The sequence below is a fragment of the uncultured Alistipes sp. genome, from assembly GCF_949296715.1.
Lineage (GTDB): Bacteria > Bacteroidota > Bacteroidia > Bacteroidales > Rikenellaceae > Alistipes.
Map to the genome: position 1 here is coordinate 25,933 of NZ_CASFQD010000006.1, position 17,737 is coordinate 43,669.

Here is a 17,737-nt window from a genome sequence, read left to right on the forward strand (position 1 = left end):
CCGCAAAATCCGCATATCATGGAACTCGAGGAGCTGCAACGGCGCGTCGACGCCTGGATTCACGAATACGGCGTGCGCTACTTTTCGGAACTGACCAACATGGCCTGCCTCACGGAAGAGGTGGGAGAGCTGGCCCGCGTGATGGCCCGCCGCTACGGCGACCAGTCGTTCAAGGCGGGCGAGAACGCGAACCTCGCCGACGAGATGGCCGACGTGCTGTGGGTGCTCGTCTGCCTGGCCAACCAGACGGGCGTGGACCTCACGGCCGCCATGGAGGCCAACTTCGCCAAGAAGACCTCCCGCGACCGGGAGCGCCACCTGCACAATGAGAAGCTGCGCGGCTGACCGCCTGCACACATCCGCACAGAAAATTCCCCGTGCCGGGACCCCGAAGGGCCTCCGACACGGGGTCCGCTTATGGTGGAAAGCGTATGGTTTGGCGCGGACGCGGCCTCCGACGGCAGGGCAGCCAAGACAGGCAGAGCAGGCCGGTCGCAACGGAAAGTCCTATCCGCGGAGGGATCAGCGGCTCCGCTTCGGGGCGACCTCGGAGACGGCGATCGGCACGGCCCGCTGCACGACCGCGCGCTGCTTCTCGTCCAGTGCGTCGAGGGATTTGCCGAACCACTGGCGGGCAAGGTCGTCGCGCAGCCCGGTGTATGCCTTCGTCAAAGCCTGCTGCACACCGACATAAGCGTCATAGGACGTTTCGGGTGTCGTATCGAGCAGCACGATGCCCCGGCTGACGGCATACCGCTCCCGGCGGCCGTCGGGCAGTTCGAACTCCTGTACGCGCCGTTCGGATAGGGCGGCATCATCCGACGGATTGCGCAGGAACTCCGCGACACGGGCCGTCAGTTCCTCCGTCGAGACCGACGTTTTTCGAGCGGCAAGCCCGGCCTGCATCTCGATCCGTTCATTTACAAGCACCTGAAAACAGTTGCGCTGCGCAATCGCCAACCCGGCCCCCTTCGCCGGCTCCTCCCCGGTTCCAAACGTAGCTTCGACGACGGGAAGGACCTCGACCCTGCCGTTGTCCGCCATGTCGGGTGACGGCGGCAGCAGCCGCTCCACACCCTCCCCGTGCAGGCTGTAGCGCACGCGCAGCGTCCCGGCCTCGCGCAGCTCCGCCTTCGCATCGGAGACCGAACCCATGCGCACGGCCCCGTCCGCACGGATTTCGACAGTCAGCCGCGACCGCTCTTCGGCCGGAAGCCGGTCGCGCTTGTCGGCAATGCGCCGCACCATCTCCTCCTTCGTGCAGGGTACGCCGTCGACCCACAGCTCCTCGCCGCTCATGCGCACCACGACGGTACAGGCATCGCCGCACGGAGCGTCGTCTGCAACCGGCGTCGCAGCGGTCGGCGCCTCCGCAGCCGGGACCGCCTGCTGCGCGACAGGGGGCTCGGCCGTCCGCACCGTAAAACTGCAAAGCATCATCATTCCGGCCACCACGGGGATGGCAGCACCGAGACGCCACAAGGCATGGCGGTGCATTTCGAATCGTGTCATCATAAGAAATCGGTTTTTGGTGAATGAATGGTTCAACCCGCAGGTCATATCCGGATTATAACCGAAGAGTTGATGAAAGATCACGGTTCGATAGGCCGTCAGGTCGTACCCGGCCTTCAGGACATCGGCATCGGCCTCCCACTCCTGCACCTCCTCGAGCCAGCGCCCGGCGATCCAGACGAAGGGATTGATCCAGTAGAGGCAGCGCACGACCTCAAGGGCGATCCGCTCCACGGAGTGGGCATGGCGCACGTGGCTCCGCTCGTGGCAGAGGATCATCTCGCGGCGCAGACCCGTGCACGCGGGGCTCATGAAGACGGTCCGCAGGAAGGAGAAGGGCGACGCAATGGCGGGATGCTCGGCCAGCGTATAGCCGTCAGCGGGTGTGAGGTGCGCCCGGCGACGCAGGCGCCGGATGCGCCGCATCCGCACACCGAGCAGCCCCAGCGAAAGCAGCGCCACCGCACCATAGAGCGCCGCGACACCCCGACGCCACACGTCGGCACGATCCGCAGACGCTGCTCCGGGCGCAGCGGAGGCCTCGGCGGCCACCGTCCCGGCGGCACCGTCCGCAGGAGCGGCCACACCAGCAGCCCGGGCAGGCAAAACGGCCTCGGCGGGCGCCTCGACAAGCGGCAGCGGGTAGAAGACCGTATCGGCAGGGTAGAGCGGGATGTTGAGCGCCGGAATCACCGCCGCAGCCACCATCGCCGCCACCAGATAGCCGCGGCAGGCCCGGTAGGGGATGCGCCGCACGAGCAGCAGGCGGTAGAGGCCCAGCAGCAGGCCGCTGCAAAAGAGCACTTCCAGCAGATAGAGCAGGGGGGATTTCATGGCGACAGGGTGAAATGGTTGTCAGGGAACGGTTTTCTCTGTTTTATTTGGCGTGCGAGCCGCAATCGGGGCTGTCTGTCTGCTCACATTCGGTATTCGGATCGCCCGCGGCGCCGTCGCGCAGCATCTTCAGGATGGCATCGGTCTCCTCGACCGAGATGCTCTTGTGGCGCGAGAAGAACGACATGAGCCGGCTCACCGACCCGCCGAAGAAGTTGTCGAGCACGGTATCCATGTAGCGGCTCGCGTAGTCATCCTTCCCGACGAGCGGGAAGTACTCGTAGGTCTTGCCGTAGGCCTTGTGGCCCACGAAGCCCTTGCGTTCGAGGATGCGCACGATGGTCGAGACGGTGTTGTAGGCCGGCTTGGGGTCGGGCATCTCGTCGAGAATGCCGCGCACCACCGTCGCCCCCTTGGCCCAGAGCACCTGCATGATCTCCAGCTCGGCCCGTGTCAGTTCCTGCGGTCTGTTTTTAACGATTTCCACCATAACTATATATTTAGTTGATTTCCGTATGGCAAACATACAACTAAATTTTTAATTATGCAACTAAATTATTAGTTAAATTGTGCGCAGCTAATATTAATTACGAAAGGGGAGAGGGACAAGACACAAAAAAAAGAGGAAACAGGGCGACGACAGGGAAGCAGGAGCACCGGGCGGGGGTGGGAGGGCGGGAGAAAAGCAAAGGCCTCAAAAAAGGGAGAACCGGGGCGGCATACGGGAAGCTGGGCGTCGAGGAAGAACCAGCGAAAAAGCCAGTGCGGCGAATAAAGTGAGCACAGGGGCGAGGTCAGGGAAACAGAAGCACCGAAAGGGAAGGGGCAGGGCGGAAAGCAAGGAGATCGAAAAAGGGGAGAACATGGACGGCGGGGAAGACAGTTAAAAAGAAGGAGCTGGACGGCAGAGGAAAGCAAGGCTGCCCGATCGGAGCTGCAAAAGCCGCAAGAGTGAGATGCATGGATACATCCGTCACGGAAAAAACAGCCCCGGGGTCGGGTCCGCCGTCGGAACATACTCAACACAGAGGCTGGACGTCGCGTGCAGGGGATCGCCGGAGGGCGAAAATCCAAAGCGGGAGACCTTGCCGGAAAACCATCAGTCCCAACCGCCGCTCACTCCGCGAAGTCAATACAGACGGCACCGTAGCGGCCCCGAGGTCCGAAGAGCTGCACGGCTTCGGCCGGCAAAATATAGTAGTAGTGCATCGGGACGCTCGCATTCGTCGAAAAGGCATTGGACCGACACATCGCCAGCCACGCATCGACCGTCGAGAAACGACCGCCCAGGACGACCAGCGGCACCCGGTCGGGGTAGGTTTCGCCGACCACAACCGCCCGGGGAGCCGCCCCGGCAGCCGGCTGGAAGGCCCCGCCCAGCGAATCCAGCACGCAGGCGGCCCGAGCCGCGGCCTCCGCGCCATCGGCCGGGTTCCAGATATCGAGCCGCCGCAGGGTCAGCCCCTCGATAAAGCGGAGCACGCTGCCCGGAACCGGCCTGTCGTCAAGCAGGTAGACCGCATCCGCCGGCAGCCCGCGCCAGATGCCGCCCGGCTTCCACGACACCTGCACATACCCCTCCACACGTCGCAGCGAATCGTAATCGGCACGCAGCGAATAGGTGTTGATCCGCGACGGTTCGGTCTGCCACTCACCCGTCTGCGGATCGCGCCGCTCGCCGCCGCCCGTCCAGGTATACCCGGCCGCATTGCCCACCAGATGCGGCCGCACACCCTTGCGGCGGTTGCGCTCGGTAAAGAATTTCAGCAACCGGACCTGTTCGCGGCCCGTCGTGTCGGAGAGCCGCATGCGCCGCGTCTTGACCTTCACGCGCCGCACGTTCCAGAGTGTCACAGCATCGTAGGCCTCCACGAAGCCCGCGCGGCGACGGTTGAGCTTGCAGGCAATGCGGCTTGAAGTATCGGCCACAGCCGGCAGGGTGGCAACAGACACATCGGCGACCGTGTCGCGCTGCGCCCGGTCGAAGCGCAGCACCGCCTCAAGGCGTTCGGGTTCCTGCGCGAAGGTCTGACACAGGCCCGTCATCACGGCAACCAGCACAACAATAATCCGGTTCGAGGACAAGTTTTGCATGTCGTTCTAATTTTTTCGTAAAAATAGTACTAAAAAATTAGATATACAACATTCCGCGCATCGGACCGTGAAAAAAGAGGGACATGGAGAGGGGGAGCAGGCGCAAAGAAAGCGAGACGCAAAGAGGACCGGGAGCAAGAAGGTGCCGGGTGCGAGAAAGCAGGCGGGAGATAGCAGGGAAATCGAGGCACAAGAAGAATCGGGACGCAGGGAGGGAAGGGACGCCAAGTAGGCACGTAAAAAAAAGCCCCGGAACCTCCTTGCGGAAGTTCCGGGGTGCTTTCGGAAGCGGGGCAGCACGAACGGCTACTCCAGCTTGAGGTCCTTCTTGATGGCCTCGATCTTGCCGTCGAGCTCGGCGAGCACGCGGTCGTAGTCGGCCACCGAAGCCAGCGGAGCCTTCACACCGAAGTAGAACTTAATCTTCGGCTCCGTACCCGACGGACGCACCGAAACCTTCGTGCCGTCCTCGGTGAACCACTGCAGCACGTTGCTGCTGTCCTGCTCGATGGGGGTCTTGACACCCGTCTTCACGTCGGTCTGCTCGAGCGACAGGAAGTCGTTGATCATCACCACGGGCGAGCCCATGATTGTCTTGGGCGGGTTGGCGCGGAAGTCGACCATCATCTTCTGAATCAGCTCGGCACCCTCCTTGCCCTTGCGGACCACCGACACGAGGCCCTCACGGTAGAAGCCGTACTTCACGTAGAGCTCCTGCAGCCACTCGAAGAGCGTCAGGCCCATCGTATCCTTGGCCCAGGCAGCCGCCTCGGCAGCCAGCGAGCAGGCCGACACGGCATCCTTGTCGCGCACGTAATCGCCGGCCAGGTAGCCGAACGACTCCTCGCCGCCGCCGATGTACTTCGTCTTGCCCTCGTTTTCGCGGATGATCTTGGCAATGTACTTGAAGCCCGTGAGGCAGTCGTAGCACTTCACCTTGAAGAAATCGGCCACGGCATTGGCCATCTGCGACGTCACGATCGTCTTGACGACATACTGCTTGCCGTCGAGCTCGCCGCGCTCGGCCCAGCGCGTCAGCTGGTAGCTCATCAGCAGCACGAGCGTCTGGTTGCCGTTCAGCAACACGTATTCGTCCTTCTTGTTGCGCAGCGCCACACCGATGCGGTCCGAGTCGGGGTCGGTGGCCAGCACGAGGTCGGCACCCTCCTTCGCCGCAAGGTCGATGGCCATCGACATGGTCTTGCGCTCCTCGGGATTCGGCGACTCGACCGTCGGGAAGTTGCCGTCAACAACGGCCTGCTCGGGCACGAGCTTCACGTTCGTGAAGCCGTACTTGGCCAGCGACGCCGGCACCAGGCGCACGCCCGAGCCGTGCAGCGGCGTGTAGACGATCTTCATGTCGTGGTACTTCTTCACGCTCTCGGGCGAGAGCGACAGCTCGTGCACGCGGTTGAGGTAGATCTCGTCGAACTTCTCGTCGAGGATCGTGATGTTCTCCGCATTGCGGCCCATCTGGATCATGTCGATGTCGGTGATCTTGGCCACCTCCTCGATGATGTTCTTGTCATGCGGAGCCGTCACCTGCGAGCCGTCGGTCCAGTAGGCCTTGTAGCCGTTGTACTCCTTGGGGTTGTGCGAGGCCGTGACAACCACGCCCGAGTGGCACTTCAGCTCGCGGATCGCGAAGCTCAACTCGGGGGTCGGACGCAGTGCGTCGAAGAGGAAAACCGTAAAGCCGTTCGAGGCGAAAATATCCGCCACGCGCTCGGCGAACATGCGCGAATTGTTGCGGCTGTCGTGGCCGATCGCCACGCGGATCTGCTCGCCCGCAAAGTTCTTCTTCAGGTAGTTCGCCAGACCCTGCGTCGCGGCGCCCACCGTATAGACGTTCATGCGGTTGGAGCCCGCGCCCATGATGCCGCGCAGGCCGCCCGTACCGAATTCCAAATCCTTGTAGAAGCTCTCGATAAGCTCCTTCATATCATTGTCCATCATGTACTTAACCTGCTTTTTCGTCTCCTCGTCGTAGTTTCCGTCGAGCCAGGCCTGAGCCTTTTTCAGAACCATCTGTTCCAGTTCGTTTGCCATAAGAATTATTGGTTTTATTTATAGGTTGATTTCAATCCGTCCCAAAAAATTTATATGCAAATATAAGAAATAAAATTCGATTATTCAATATCAACGAGTTAAAAATACCCCCCTCGGAAACCGTTATTTTTCTATATATAAAAAAAGGATAATTGCAACAGAAATTCGGAAATCTTTTTGCAAATTTATTCACAACTTTGTCACATCAAAATCGACGCAACCCTTATCATGTTGAACAACTCGCAGACATATAGCGACATGTGGCAGAACTGTCTCGACCGGATCAGGACCCAGACCTCCGCCGAAGAGTTCGAGAAGTGGTTTCAGCCCATCGTCCCGCTCGAATTCGACGGCACGACGCTGCGTCTGCGCGTTCCCAACGAGAGCTACGTCCGGCAGATCGAGAAAAACTACATCCCGTTCCTGCGGCCCATCATCTCGCAGCTCTACGGACAGCAGACAAGGCTCCACTACGCCGTGCCCCGCGCCGCGGCGCAGACGGTTTCCGTGGCGGCCGATGCCGACACGACCCCGATCTCGCGCTTCAACGCCCGGACCGACACGGCAAATATAAAAAATCCGTTCGTCATTCCGGGCGTGCGGAAGATCGTCGTCGACCCGCAGCTCAACCCGAACCTGACGTTCGCCACCTTCATCGAGGGTGAATGCAACCGCCTGGCCCGCTCGGCCGGCATGTCCGTGGCCGTTAATCCCGGAAACACCCCCTTCAACCCCCTATATATATATGGGGACTCGGGGCTCGGGAAGACCCACATCGTGCAGTCGATCGGTCACGAGGTGCGCCAGCGCCACCCCGAGCTGCAGGTGCTCTACGTCTCGATGAACAAGTTTCAGGCACAGTTCCAGACGGCATACAAGAACGGCGAGATTCCCGACTTCATCCACTTCTACCAGATGATCGACGTGCTGATCATCGACGACATCCAGGAGCTGACGGGAAAGACCGGCACGCAAAATGCCTTCTTCAACATCTTCAACCACCTCCAGCTGTCGGGCAAGCAGCTGATCCTCACCTCGGACAAGCCGCCCGTGGAGCTGAAGGACATCGAGCAGCGCCTGCTCACCCGCTTCAAGTGGGGGCTCTCGGCGCAGCTCAACACGCCGGACTACGAGACGAAGGTCAAGATCATCCGCGCCAAGGCCCAGAAACTCGGCGCCGACATCTCCGACGAGGTTGTCGCCTACCTGGCCGACAACATCTCGGCCAACGTGCGTGAAATCGAGGGTGCCATCTCGTCGCTTGTGGCCAATGCCTCGTTCCTCGGGCGCAAGATCACCACGTCGCTGGCGAAGGAGATTCTGAAGGTCTACGTCAAGCTCTACCAGAAGGAGATCACCATCGACCACATCATCAAGGTGGTGTGCGAATACCTGAATCTCGACTTCGCACGCTTCAACTCCACGGAGCGCACGCGCGAGATCGCCCAGGCCCGGCAGATCGCCATGTATTTGGCCAAGCAGCACACCAAGGCTCCGCTCACGGCCATCGGCGCCGCCATCGGAGGACGCAACCACGCCACGGTGCTCCACTCGTGCAAGGCCGTTACGAACCTCATCGAGACCGACAAGGCCTTCCGTCGCCAGGTCGAGGAGATCGAGAAGAAGGTCCTGGCGCAATAAAGGTGAAAGGTGAACGGTGAAAGGCGAGAGGCGAGAGGTGAGAGGCGAAAAGTAAACGGGAGCTGTCAAGAACAGCACGTCTGAATTGCAGACACCGCGGGCCCAGCAGTCCGATGCTGAAAAACAGAAGCCGTGACAGGTCATGTCACGGCTTTTTCGTATCTTTGCCGAAAATCACTCCGACGTGGACCAACCGAAACTCGAACGGCTGCTGCGGCTCATGAAGCTGCTCACGGCCAACACCACCTACAACGTCGACCAGCTGGCCGAGCGGCTCGGCATGTCGCGCCGCACCGTCTACCGCTACATCGACACCTTCCGCGAGGCGGGCTTCGTCATCAAGAAGACGGGCGACTGCATCCGGCTGGACAAGGAGTCGCCCCATTTCCGCGACATCTCGCAGCTCGTGCACTTCACCGAGGAGGAAGCCGTGATTCTCAAGCGTGCCATCGAGAACATCGACGACACGAACCTGCTGAAACAGAACCTCAAACGCAAGCTCTACTCGGTCTACGACAACCGCACGCTGGCCGACACGGTCGTGCGGGGCAAGAACGCCCCGAACATCCACCGCCTGATCGAGGCGATCGAACAACAGCGGCAGGTCGTCCTGCACGGCTACCAGTCGCCCCACGGCGGCGAGGTCCGCGACCGGCGCGTCGAGCCCTTCGCCTTCACGACCAACTACGTGCAGGTGTGGTGCTACGACACCGAGGACGGCGTCTGCAAGCTCTTCAAGACCTCGCGCATCGGCGAGGTCGAGCCAACCGACACGCCGTGGGCCCATGCCGACGCCCACGCCGAAGGGTTCATCGACGCCTTCCGCATGCACGGCACGCAGCGCCGCCGCGTGCGGCTCGAGCTGGGGCTGCTGGCCTACAACCTGCTGTGCGAGGAGTATCCGCTTGCCGAGCGCGACGTCCGCCCGCTGGGCCGCGGGCGCTGGCTGCTCGACACCGAGGTGGCCAGCTTCACCGGCGTCGGCCGTTTCGTCGTGGGGCTGCTGGACGACATCCGCGTGGTCGACACCCCGGAGCTGACCGAGCACATCCGCACATACATCGCTGAAAATCTGAAATAACCACATTCCCATGATCGACGAAATCCTCGAATACAACCGCCGCTTCGTAGCCGAGAAGGGCTACGAGCGCTTCATCACCGACAAATACCCCAACAAACGCATCGCCATCGTCACCTGCATGGACACGCGGCTTGTGGAGCTGCTGCCCGCAGCCCTCGGACTGCGCAACGGCGACGTGAAGATCATCAAGAACGCCGGCGGCACGATCACGCACCCCTTCGACAGTACGGTACGCAGCCTGCTCGTGGCGATCTACGAGCTGGGCGTCAACGAAGTGATGATCATCGGACACACCAACTGCGGCGTGCAGGGCATGGACAGCGCCGAGATGCAGCGCCTGATGAAGCAGCGCGGCATCCCCGAACACCACATCACGCTGATGAAGCACTGCGGCATCGACCTCGACCAGTGGCTGCACGGCTTCGACGACACGCAGTCGGCCGTTTTGGAGACCGTCGACCTGGTGCGCAACCACCCGCTCGTGCCCGACGACATCACCGTCCGGGGCTGCATCATGGACTCGACGACCGGGGAGTTGCAGCCCATTCCGCAGCCCGGCGGCGCGGAGCAATAACACGTCCCTCATGCCTGTCCGGACAGTCGGCACGCCCGCAAAAGGGTAGTGCCCGGCGGCGTGTGTCCCGTCGGGTCGAAAAAAAATCGCAACCGGCAGGCATGTGTCACAACCTGTCACTCGCAGGCTGTTCCTTTGCATTGTGAACCTAAAAAAACAACGATTATGGGAACAGCTTACAAGATCAGATGCAAGCACTGCGGGACGCAGTTCGACCACTACATGCAGCCGGGTTACGGCATGCTGCCGCTCTGCGTCGGATGCGGCGAATACGTCGAGACCGAGACGGCCATCCGGTGTCCCGCCTGCCTGAAGCGGCTCAACGCCACGCAGGAAGAGTTCAACGAGCAGATCGAAGTGACCTATCAGTGGGATTAGCGGCCAAAAAAACGGCACGAAAGGCTGAAAAGTACGGGAATTTTTCCTATCTTTGAGAGGTAAACCGACCATATCGAAACATCATGACCAGATTGCAGCCGGGAGACATGGCGCCCGATTTCCGATCGACGACCCAGCAGGGCGAGCCGCTGACGCTGGCCGACCTGCGCGGGCAGCGCGTCATCCTCTACTTCTACCCGAAGGACAACACCTCGGGATGCACGCTCGAGGCCAGGAGCCTGCGCGACGGCAAGGAGGAGCTCGCCCGCCGCGGGTTCCGCATCATCGGCGTGAGCCCCGACAGCGAAAAGTCGCACCGCAACTTCTGCGAGCGCCACGAGCTGAACTTCACGCTGCTGGCCGACACCGACCACTCGGTGTGCGAGGCCTACGGCGTCTGGGCCGAGAAGTCGATGTACGGACGCAAGTACATGGGGGTCGTGCGCACGACCTTCGTCATCGACGCCGAGGGCCGCATCGAAAAGATTTTCGAGAAGGTCGACACGAAGAACCACTACCGGCAGATACTCGAAGCCTACGAATAGTCCGATGATGCGCCGCACCGCGATACTGCTGTGGACAGCGTGCCTGTCGCTTCTTCCGGCCATGCAGGCCCGGGGACAGGAGACGCCCGTCCGCTACGCAAGGCCCGTGGCGGCGGTGGAGCGGGCCGTCGAGAGGCTCGAGGTCTACTTCGAACCCTCGCTGCCCGCATGGACCGACACGCGGTGGCTGCAGGCCGAGGTCGATCCGATCGAGCGGGCGCGCCGCGCCCTGCGTGAACGGATGCGGGACGAAGCGGAGAAGGCGGCACTCGCGGCCGACGAGACGGCCCGACCGCGCGATCCGCAGATCGTCACCGACCGGCTGCGCATCACGCTGGGCAACAACACGGACCGTTCGTGGAGCCCCTATCCGGACCGGGCGCTCGATGCCCGGGCGCTCCGCTTTCCGCTGCCGCGCGATGCCCGGGCCGACAAGCGCACCGAGCAACAGAAGGCGCTGGACCACATCCGGGGCCGCAAATAGCCTTCGAAAAGAGAAGGGGGGGGGCGGATGCAGGTTCCGGACAACCCGGCCGCCAAAGCGGGAAAGGCTGCTTCGGCCGCCGAAAAGCGGAAGGGTAGTCCGACAACCGGGAAACCGGGCAGCGGGCCCGACCGCGGAAAACAGAAGGGCTGCTCCGGCCGCCCGAATACAAAACGAAACAAACAACGCGAAACGCAATAAAAAGCAACACAACGAAATGGCAGAAAAAGCACAGGTAAACCCGGACAAGCTCAAGGTCTTGAACGCGGTGATGGAAAAAATAGAAAAGGACTTCGGCAAGGGGTCGATCATGCGGATGAACAGCACGGAGGTCAACGACATTCCGGTCATCCCGACGGGTTCGATCACCCTCGACATAGCGCTCGGCGTCGGCGGCTACCCCAAGGGCCGCGTCATCGAGATCTACGGCCCCGAGTCGTCGGGTAAGACGACGCTGGCGATCCACGCCATCGCCGAGGCACAGAAGGCCGGCGGCATCGCGGCCTTCATCGACGCCGAGCACGCCTTCGACAGCTTCTACGCCCAGAAACTGGGTGTCGATGTCGACAACCTGCTCATCTCGCAGCCCGACAACGGCGAGCAGGCACTCGAAATCGCCGACTCGCTGATCCGCTCGAGCGCCATCGACATCATCGTCATCGACTCCGTGGCGGCGCTCACGCCCAAGGCCGAGATCGAGGGCGAGATGGGCGACTCGAAGATGGGCCTTCAGGCCCGCCTCATGTCGCAGGCCCTGCGCAAGCTCACGTCGAGCATCTCGAAGACCAAGACCGTCTGCATCTTCATCAACCAGCTGCGCGACAAGATCGGTGTGGTCTACGGCAACCCCGAGACGACGACCGGCGGCAACGCCCTGAAGTTCTACGCCTCGGTGCGCATCGACATCCGCCGCGTGTCGGTCATCAAGGACGGCGAGGAGCAGCTCGGAACCCGCACGAAGGTCAAGGTCGTGAAGAACAAGGTGGCACCCCCGTTCAAGCGCGCCGAGTTCGACATCATGTTCGGCGAGGGCATCTCGAAAATCGGCGAGATCATCGACCTGGGTGTCGACTACGGCATCATCAAGAAGGCCGGATCGTGGTTCTCCTACGGCGACCGCAAGATCGGCCAGGGACGCGATGCGGTCAAGGAGCTGCTCAAGAAGGACGAGGCCCTCGCCGCCGAAATCGAGGCGAAGGTACGTGAAGCAATGAAACAACCGAAAGCATAGCAATATATGGGATATACTGCCGAGGATGAGGCCCTCATCAAGGAGAAATGGGACGACCTGTTGCTCTCTTGCACGAAGATCTGCAAGAACGACGAAGACTGGAATTTCATCAAACGGGCATTTTTCCTTGCCAAGGAGGCACATGAGGGGGTAAGGCGCCGCTCCGGCGAGCCTTACCTCCTGCATCCCATTGCAGTAGCCAAAATCGTCATCGACGAGATCGGCCTCGGTGTGAAATCGGTCGTTGCAGCCCTGCTGCACGACGTCGTCGAGGACACGGAGTACACCGTCGAGGACATGGAGCGCATCTTCGGGCCGAAGATCGCCTCGATGGTCGACGGCCTGACGAAGATGTCGGGCGTCTTCAATGCCGACACCTCGGAGCAGGCCGAATATTTCCGCAAGGTGCTCCTCACGCTCTCGGACGACGTGCGCGTCATCCTCATCAAGATCGCCGACCGCCTGCACAACATGCGCACGCTGGGCTCGATGCCGCTGAACAAGCAGATCAAGATCACGGGCGAGACGATCTACCTCTTCGCACCGCTGGCCTACAGGCTGGGCCTCTACTCGATCAAGAGCGAGCTGGAGGACCTCTGCATGAAGTACCGCTTCCCGCAGCAGTACGAGGAGATCAGGCAGAAGCTGCAGGAGAGCGAAGCCTCGCGCCGGGAGTTCATCGACAAGTTCAACGCCCCGATCATCGCGGCGCTCAACCGCGACAACTTCAACTACGAGATTTCGGGCCGCGTGAAGAGCGTCTACTCGATCTGGAGCAAGATGCAGCGCAAGCAGATACCCTTCGAGGAGATATACGACCTGTTCGCCATCCGCATCGTCTTCAAGCCGCTGCCGTTCCCGTCGGAGAAGACCCAGTGCTGGCAGATTTACTCGACGATCACGGACATCTACACTCCCAAGCCCGACCGGCTGCGCGACTGGATTTCGATGCCCAAGGCCAACGGGTACGAAGCCCTGCACTCGACGGTCATGGGACCCGACGGCGTCTGGGTCGAGGTGCAGATACGCACGCAGCGCATGGAGGACATCGCCGAACGGGGATTCGCGGCACACTGGAAATACAAGCACGCGACGATTTCGCAGGACGAGGACGAGTTCGACAAGTGGCTCAAGCAGATACGCGCAGCGCTGAACAGCCCGACGGAGAACGCCGTGGACTTCCTGGACAACTTCAAGTTGTCGCTCTATACGTCGGAGATCGTGGTATTTACACCGAAGGGCGAATCCCGCAAGATGCCCTACGGCGCCACGGCCCTCGACTTCGCCTACGACATCCACTCGAAGATCGGCAACAACGCCATCAGCGCCAAGATCAACCACAAGCTCGAGCCGATCACCACGCAGATCAACAGCGGCGACCAGATCGAGATCATCACGGCCGACAACGCGCGGCCGAAGCCCGAATGGCTCGACATCGTCACCACGGCGAAGGCCAAGTCGGCGATCAAGAGCTTCCTCAAGCGCGAGCGGCAGAACAACATCGAGCGGGGCATGCAGATGCTCGAAGAGAAGATGAAGTCGCTGAACATCAACCTCAGCGGCCGCGTCCTGCGCAAGATCATCCCCATCTACGAGAGCAACAACAAGGAGGAGCTCTACAGCAAGATCGGCGCGGGCATCGTCACGCTGGACGACCTGGAAAAGGTGCTGAAGGTCAACTCCAAGAGCAAGATACTGAAATTCTGGACCCTCTTCATCCCGAAAAAGGAGGAGGACGAGGCCGACGAAGCCGCCGAGAGCGAAACCCCGGCACCGGCCGGCAGCACGGCGGAGCCGCAGGCCGAACCGCAGTTCGTGATGGCCGAGTGCTGCAAGCCCATCCCGGGCGACAAGGTCGTGGGGTACCGCGACCCGGCCTCGGGCAACATCATCGTCCACAAGGCCACGTGCGACGAGCTGAACCGCCTGGCGGCACAGTTCGGACGCAACATCGTCAAGGAGGAGATCAAATGGTCGCAGCACAAGGCCATGTCGTACCTGGTCACGGTCGAACTGCGCGGCATCGACCGCATGGGCATCCTGCTGGACCTCGCAAAGGTCGTCAGCGGCGATTTCAGCATCAACATCCGCGAGATCAACATCCACAGCCACGACGGTATTTTCGAGGGCAATATCAGCCTCTATGTCAAGGATGCCGAGGGCCTGCACGCCGTCATGGACCGGCTGCGCGGCATCAAGGGCATCGAGAGCGTCAAACGAACCATGAACTGACGATATGGAGGACTTCGGATCAATCATCTGGCTGCTGGTAGCCGTCGGCGCCCTGGTATTCAGCTCCAACTCCAAAGCCCGCAAACGGGCCCGGGAGGCGGCAAAACGCGCCAAAGAGTTCCAGGAAGAGGTCACCGGACGCGAAGCGTGGCCTTCGTGGGACACGCCGCAGCCGCCGAGACCCGAAGCGGATGAAACGACGGGGCGGCCCACGCCGTGGCCCGTTGTCCCAGCCGCACCGGCCTCACCGGCCCGGCCGCCCCGGACACCCGAAACACCCCGGACTTCCGATGCGGCCCGCGGTGCAGCGCCCCGGCAAACCGCCGGCAAGGCACCCGAACCGGCACCGCAACCGACCTTCCGATCGACCTCCGAGATACCCGACACGGCTGCCGCAACGTCTGCTGCCGCGGCGGCTCCGGGCGGGAAACAGACGGGGCGCCCCATGACCGAAGGGGAGCTGATGTCCAAAAAACGGCAGCTGCTCGCCTCGATTGCGGCGCGCCACAACGGCGTCGGCGACGTCGTGCAATCGGTCAAAGAGGCACACGAAAACGGGACGATCGCACCGGACCTTGCGACCGAGATACGCGAGGAGTTCGACCTGCGGCGCGCCGTGCTCTATTCCGAGATCATGAAACCCAAATTCGAGGAAGACTTCCGCTAAACCAACCGACATTACGACCGTGGACAGCCCGAACCATACGCCCACACCGCAGGAGACGCAATGGCGTGCAAGCGCCCTTGCACCCGAGAAGCTGCGGCGACAACTTAAACGGATCAACGCATTTCTGTGCTGCTACAGCGTCGCGGCGCTCGCCGGTGCGATTTTCCTGTACTGCGCCGTTGAGCCGTTCAACTGGGGCATACTGATCTGCATGCTTGCACCGCTCATCACCCTGCTTGTCGTCCGGATCAACATCAAACGGCTGCTGGCCGGAAAACAGCCCTACTGAAGCCGAACGGAAACACCATAAAAAGAGCATACCATGGCATCCATTTTTTCACGCATCATTGCGGGGGAGATTCCCTCCTACAAGGTCGCCGAAGACGACAACTATTACGCATTTCTCGACATCAATCCGCTGACGAAAGGCCATACGCTCGTCGTGCCGAAAAAGGAGGTGGACTACCTCTTCGACCTCGATGACGAGACGCTGGCGGGCATGATGCTCTTCGCCAAGAAAGTAGCGGCGAAGATCAAGCGCGAAATAGCGTGCGCAAGGGTAGCGGTCGTCGTGCTGGGCATGGAAGTACCGCATGCGCACATCCATCTGATCCCCATCCAGAGCGAAAACGACGTCGATTTCCACCGCGAAAAGCTCCATTTGACGCCGGAAGAGTTCCGCGAAATCGCCGACAAACTGGCCAGGTAGGGCGGCGTTTACAAATCTGCAATACGCACATAATCAATCGGGTAGTGAGTTATCAACACTACCCGATCTCTTTTTATTTAACATAATGTAGCCCGTTTCGGAAAAGTTGCTGAAAATAGCTTGTCAACGGGGCGAAATAGGTGAAATTCTCTGAAAAATTGCCGGAATAGGGTAGTTATTTACATTTGTAAATATTAAAATTGGGTTAAATTTCCATTTGTAATTGCAAATGGAAAAGAAAAATGCTGCCAAACTCTGTTAATAATTACTTTTGTAAAATACAGCCCAGAACACCCGAAAGAGCACACGCACGCCCGAAACAAAGAAATCAAAAGATTAAACTTACAAACACAACATATTGAATATCACTATTTACAACAATTATATCAAGTATTAATTAAGCATTATAAGAGCATACGGAGTATTCCGATCCATAGCAGACTGTTTGGCGTATATAATTATCATAACTATACGAATTTTCAGTAGAAATATAATTTTATATAAAGTAATGATTGATCAGATTGCATCCGGCAAGTTTTAACCATATTGTTTTATTTACAGATGTAAACATTGTCAACAGCGATTAACATTTTACAAATGTAGATTTTTCTTGCTTTACAAACGAAAACTCTTTATATTTGTAAAAAATACCGCCGATGAAGGAGAAATTGCAGGAATTGCTCGACCGGGAGAATCTGCGCCCGGGTCAGCTGGCCGAACGACTCGATGTCAACCCGGCCAGCATCTCCCATATCCTCAAGGGACGCAACAAACCGGGAATCGAATTTCTCCAAAAGATTCTCCGCGCCTTCCCGAAACTGAACCCCGACTGGCTGCTGCTCGACTCGGCGCAGTACGAGCGCGACGGCGCATCCGGTTCCTCGGCGGCCGCACCTGCCGGACATCCGTCGGGCACCCCGGGACAAACCGGCGTCGGCGGGACATCGGGACAGCCGACGGTCGCAAACTCTTCGGCACCTCGCAGCGCGGGCGCATCGGCCGCATCGGCGAACCCGACCCTGTTCGGTTCCTCCGTCGGCAGCGTACCGTTCCCGGCAGCTCCGAACGGACAGCCGGTCCCGACATCTGCCGGATCAGGCGCGGCATCATCATCGGCTGCCGTGCCCGCAGCCGGAAAGGAGGTCAAGCGCGTCATCGTCCTCTATACCGACAATACGTTCGAAAGTTACACGCCGACAACGCGATAATTCCGACCCGAAGGTCGTGCCGATCGAAATATCGCATTCTCGGAAGGGATAAATCCGGACTTCTGAAGCAAAAATCGCGGTGACAGCCCTGTGCAAGCGCGAAATCCGCCGGAATATGATCCGACAGCAAGTCGGGCATTCGGCAAGAAATCCGGGAAAATCCGAGGCCCATCCGTAAATTTTCTTCTGCCCGGACCTTATTTATTAAATTACTGACGGGAGACGCGCTTCGTCACTGTTTTTCGAAGAGAGTGAGCAGGTACAAAATTACCTCGCAGGCTGCTGCACCAAACAAGAGCAAGCCGATCCGTTCATCAGGTAGATAATGAATTAATATTTATATTATCCGCGCATCGACCTCAACAAATTGAGGGGCACAGTTTTACATCTGTAAAGCAGGTTCAAGCGTTGAACCCGGCAAGAAGGAAAACCCGGCAATGGCGGCGGGGAAAACGCCGCCAGCGCAGGGCGGGCGACGGGGCCGGGCGGTGCAACGCG

General features: G+C 60.2%; 17 protein-coding genes. 13 read left to right on the plus strand and 4 right to left on the minus strand.

The genetic code is table 11. The annotated features are described in order from the left end of the window. The first annotated feature begins 18 nt into the window (after window positions 1-18). Window positions 19-345, plus strand: coding sequence for a nucleotide pyrophosphohydrolase (locus Q1Y33_RS00835; protein ID WP_300797342.1), 327 nt, complete (start codon window positions 19-21; stop codon window positions 343-345). A 177-nt stretch (window positions 346-522) separates the two neighbouring features. On the opposite strand, the gene Q1Y33_RS00840 is transcribed toward Q1Y33_RS00835, so the two are convergent. The 4 genes from Q1Y33_RS00840 to Q1Y33_RS00855 form a co-directional block, all read right to left on the minus strand. Then, window positions 523-2,346 (minus strand): M56 family metallopeptidase, encoded by a 1,824-nt coding sequence (locus Q1Y33_RS00840; RefSeq protein WP_300797343.1) that lies wholly within the window; start codon window positions 2,344-2,346, stop codon window positions 523-525. Between the two features lie 43 nt (window positions 2,347-2,389). Continuing rightward, window positions 2,390-2,836 carry a BlaI/MecI/CopY family transcriptional regulator gene (locus Q1Y33_RS00845; protein ID WP_300797345.1) on the minus strand — a complete coding sequence of 149 codons (447 nt, stop codon included), beginning with the start codon at window positions 2,834-2,836 and terminating at the stop codon, window positions 2,390-2,392. Between the two features lie 626 nt (window positions 2,837-3,462). Continuing rightward, a complete protein-coding gene (locus tag Q1Y33_RS00850; protein WP_300797347.1) occupies window positions 3,463-4,440 on the minus strand; it encodes a hypothetical protein in 978 nt (325 codons plus the stop codon). A 306-nt stretch (window positions 4,441-4,746) separates the two neighbouring features. Then, the gene (locus Q1Y33_RS00855; RefSeq protein WP_300797348.1) at window positions 4,747-6,489 is read right to left on the minus strand and encodes a phospho-sugar mutase; all 1,743 of its coding nucleotides are present in this window, start codon (window positions 6,487-6,489) and stop codon (window positions 4,747-4,749) included. 228 nt (window positions 6,490-6,717) lie between these two features. On the opposite strand from Q1Y33_RS00855, the gene dnaA reads away from it, so the two are divergent. The 12 genes from dnaA (at window position 6,718) to Q1Y33_RS00915 (ending at window position 17,239) form a co-directional block, all read left to right on the plus strand. After that, a complete protein-coding gene (gene dnaA / locus Q1Y33_RS00860; RefSeq protein ID WP_300797350.1) occupies window positions 6,718-8,130 on the plus strand; it encodes a chromosomal replication initiator protein DnaA in 1,413 nt (470 codons plus the stop codon). A gap of 184 nt (window positions 8,131-8,314) precedes the next feature. Further along, window positions 8,315-9,211: a WYL domain-containing protein gene (locus Q1Y33_RS00865; RefSeq protein ID WP_300797352.1), complete on the plus strand. Its 897-nt coding sequence runs from the start codon at window positions 8,315-8,317 to the stop codon at window positions 9,209-9,211. Between the two features lie 10 nt (window positions 9,212-9,221). Continuing rightward, window positions 9,222-9,785 carry a carbonic anhydrase gene (locus Q1Y33_RS00870; protein ID WP_300797354.1) on the plus strand — a complete coding sequence of 188 codons (564 nt, stop codon included), beginning with the start codon at window positions 9,222-9,224 and terminating at the stop codon, window positions 9,783-9,785. 165 nt (window positions 9,786-9,950) lie between these two features. Continuing rightward, window positions 9,951-10,163 (plus strand): hypothetical protein, encoded by a 213-nt coding sequence (locus Q1Y33_RS00875; protein ID WP_300797356.1) that lies wholly within the window; start codon window positions 9,951-9,953, stop codon window positions 10,161-10,163. A gap of 83 nt (window positions 10,164-10,246) precedes the next feature. Beyond that, entirely contained in the window at window positions 10,247-10,708 is a 462-nt protein-coding gene (bcp, locus tag Q1Y33_RS00880) for a thioredoxin-dependent thiol peroxidase (RefSeq protein ID WP_300797358.1), read from the plus strand. Between the two features lie 4 nt (window positions 10,709-10,712). Beyond that, window positions 10,713-11,192, plus strand: a complete 480-nt coding sequence (locus Q1Y33_RS00885; RefSeq protein WP_300797360.1) for a hypothetical protein — start codon at window positions 10,713-10,715, stop codon at window positions 11,190-11,192. A 217-nt stretch (window positions 11,193-11,409) separates the two neighbouring features. Then, complete coding sequence (gene recA / locus Q1Y33_RS00890; protein WP_300797361.1) at window positions 11,410-12,423, plus strand: recombinase RecA; 1,014 nt, start codon at window positions 11,410-11,412, stop codon at window positions 12,421-12,423. A gap of 6 nt (window positions 12,424-12,429) precedes the next feature. Next, entirely contained in the window at window positions 12,430-14,655 is a 2,226-nt protein-coding gene (locus tag Q1Y33_RS00895) for a RelA/SpoT family protein (protein ID WP_300797363.1), read from the plus strand. 4 nt (window positions 14,656-14,659) lie between these two features. Beyond that, a complete protein-coding gene (locus Q1Y33_RS00900; RefSeq protein WP_300797365.1) occupies window positions 14,660-15,322 on the plus strand; it encodes a hypothetical protein in 663 nt (220 codons plus the stop codon). A 19-nt stretch (window positions 15,323-15,341) separates the two neighbouring features. Continuing rightward, window positions 15,342-15,611: a hypothetical protein gene (locus Q1Y33_RS00905; protein WP_300797367.1), complete on the plus strand. Its 270-nt coding sequence runs from the start codon at window positions 15,342-15,344 to the stop codon at window positions 15,609-15,611. Window positions 15,612-15,644: 33 nt separating this feature from the next. After that, window positions 15,645-16,031, plus strand: coding sequence for an HIT family protein (locus Q1Y33_RS00910; protein ID WP_300797368.1), 387 nt, complete (start codon window positions 15,645-15,647; stop codon window positions 16,029-16,031). A gap of 656 nt (window positions 16,032-16,687) precedes the next feature. Continuing rightward, window positions 16,688-17,239: a helix-turn-helix transcriptional regulator gene (locus Q1Y33_RS00915; protein WP_300797370.1), complete on the plus strand. Its 552-nt coding sequence runs from the start codon at window positions 16,688-16,690 to the stop codon at window positions 17,237-17,239. Window positions 17,240-17,737: the final 498 nt, after the last annotated feature.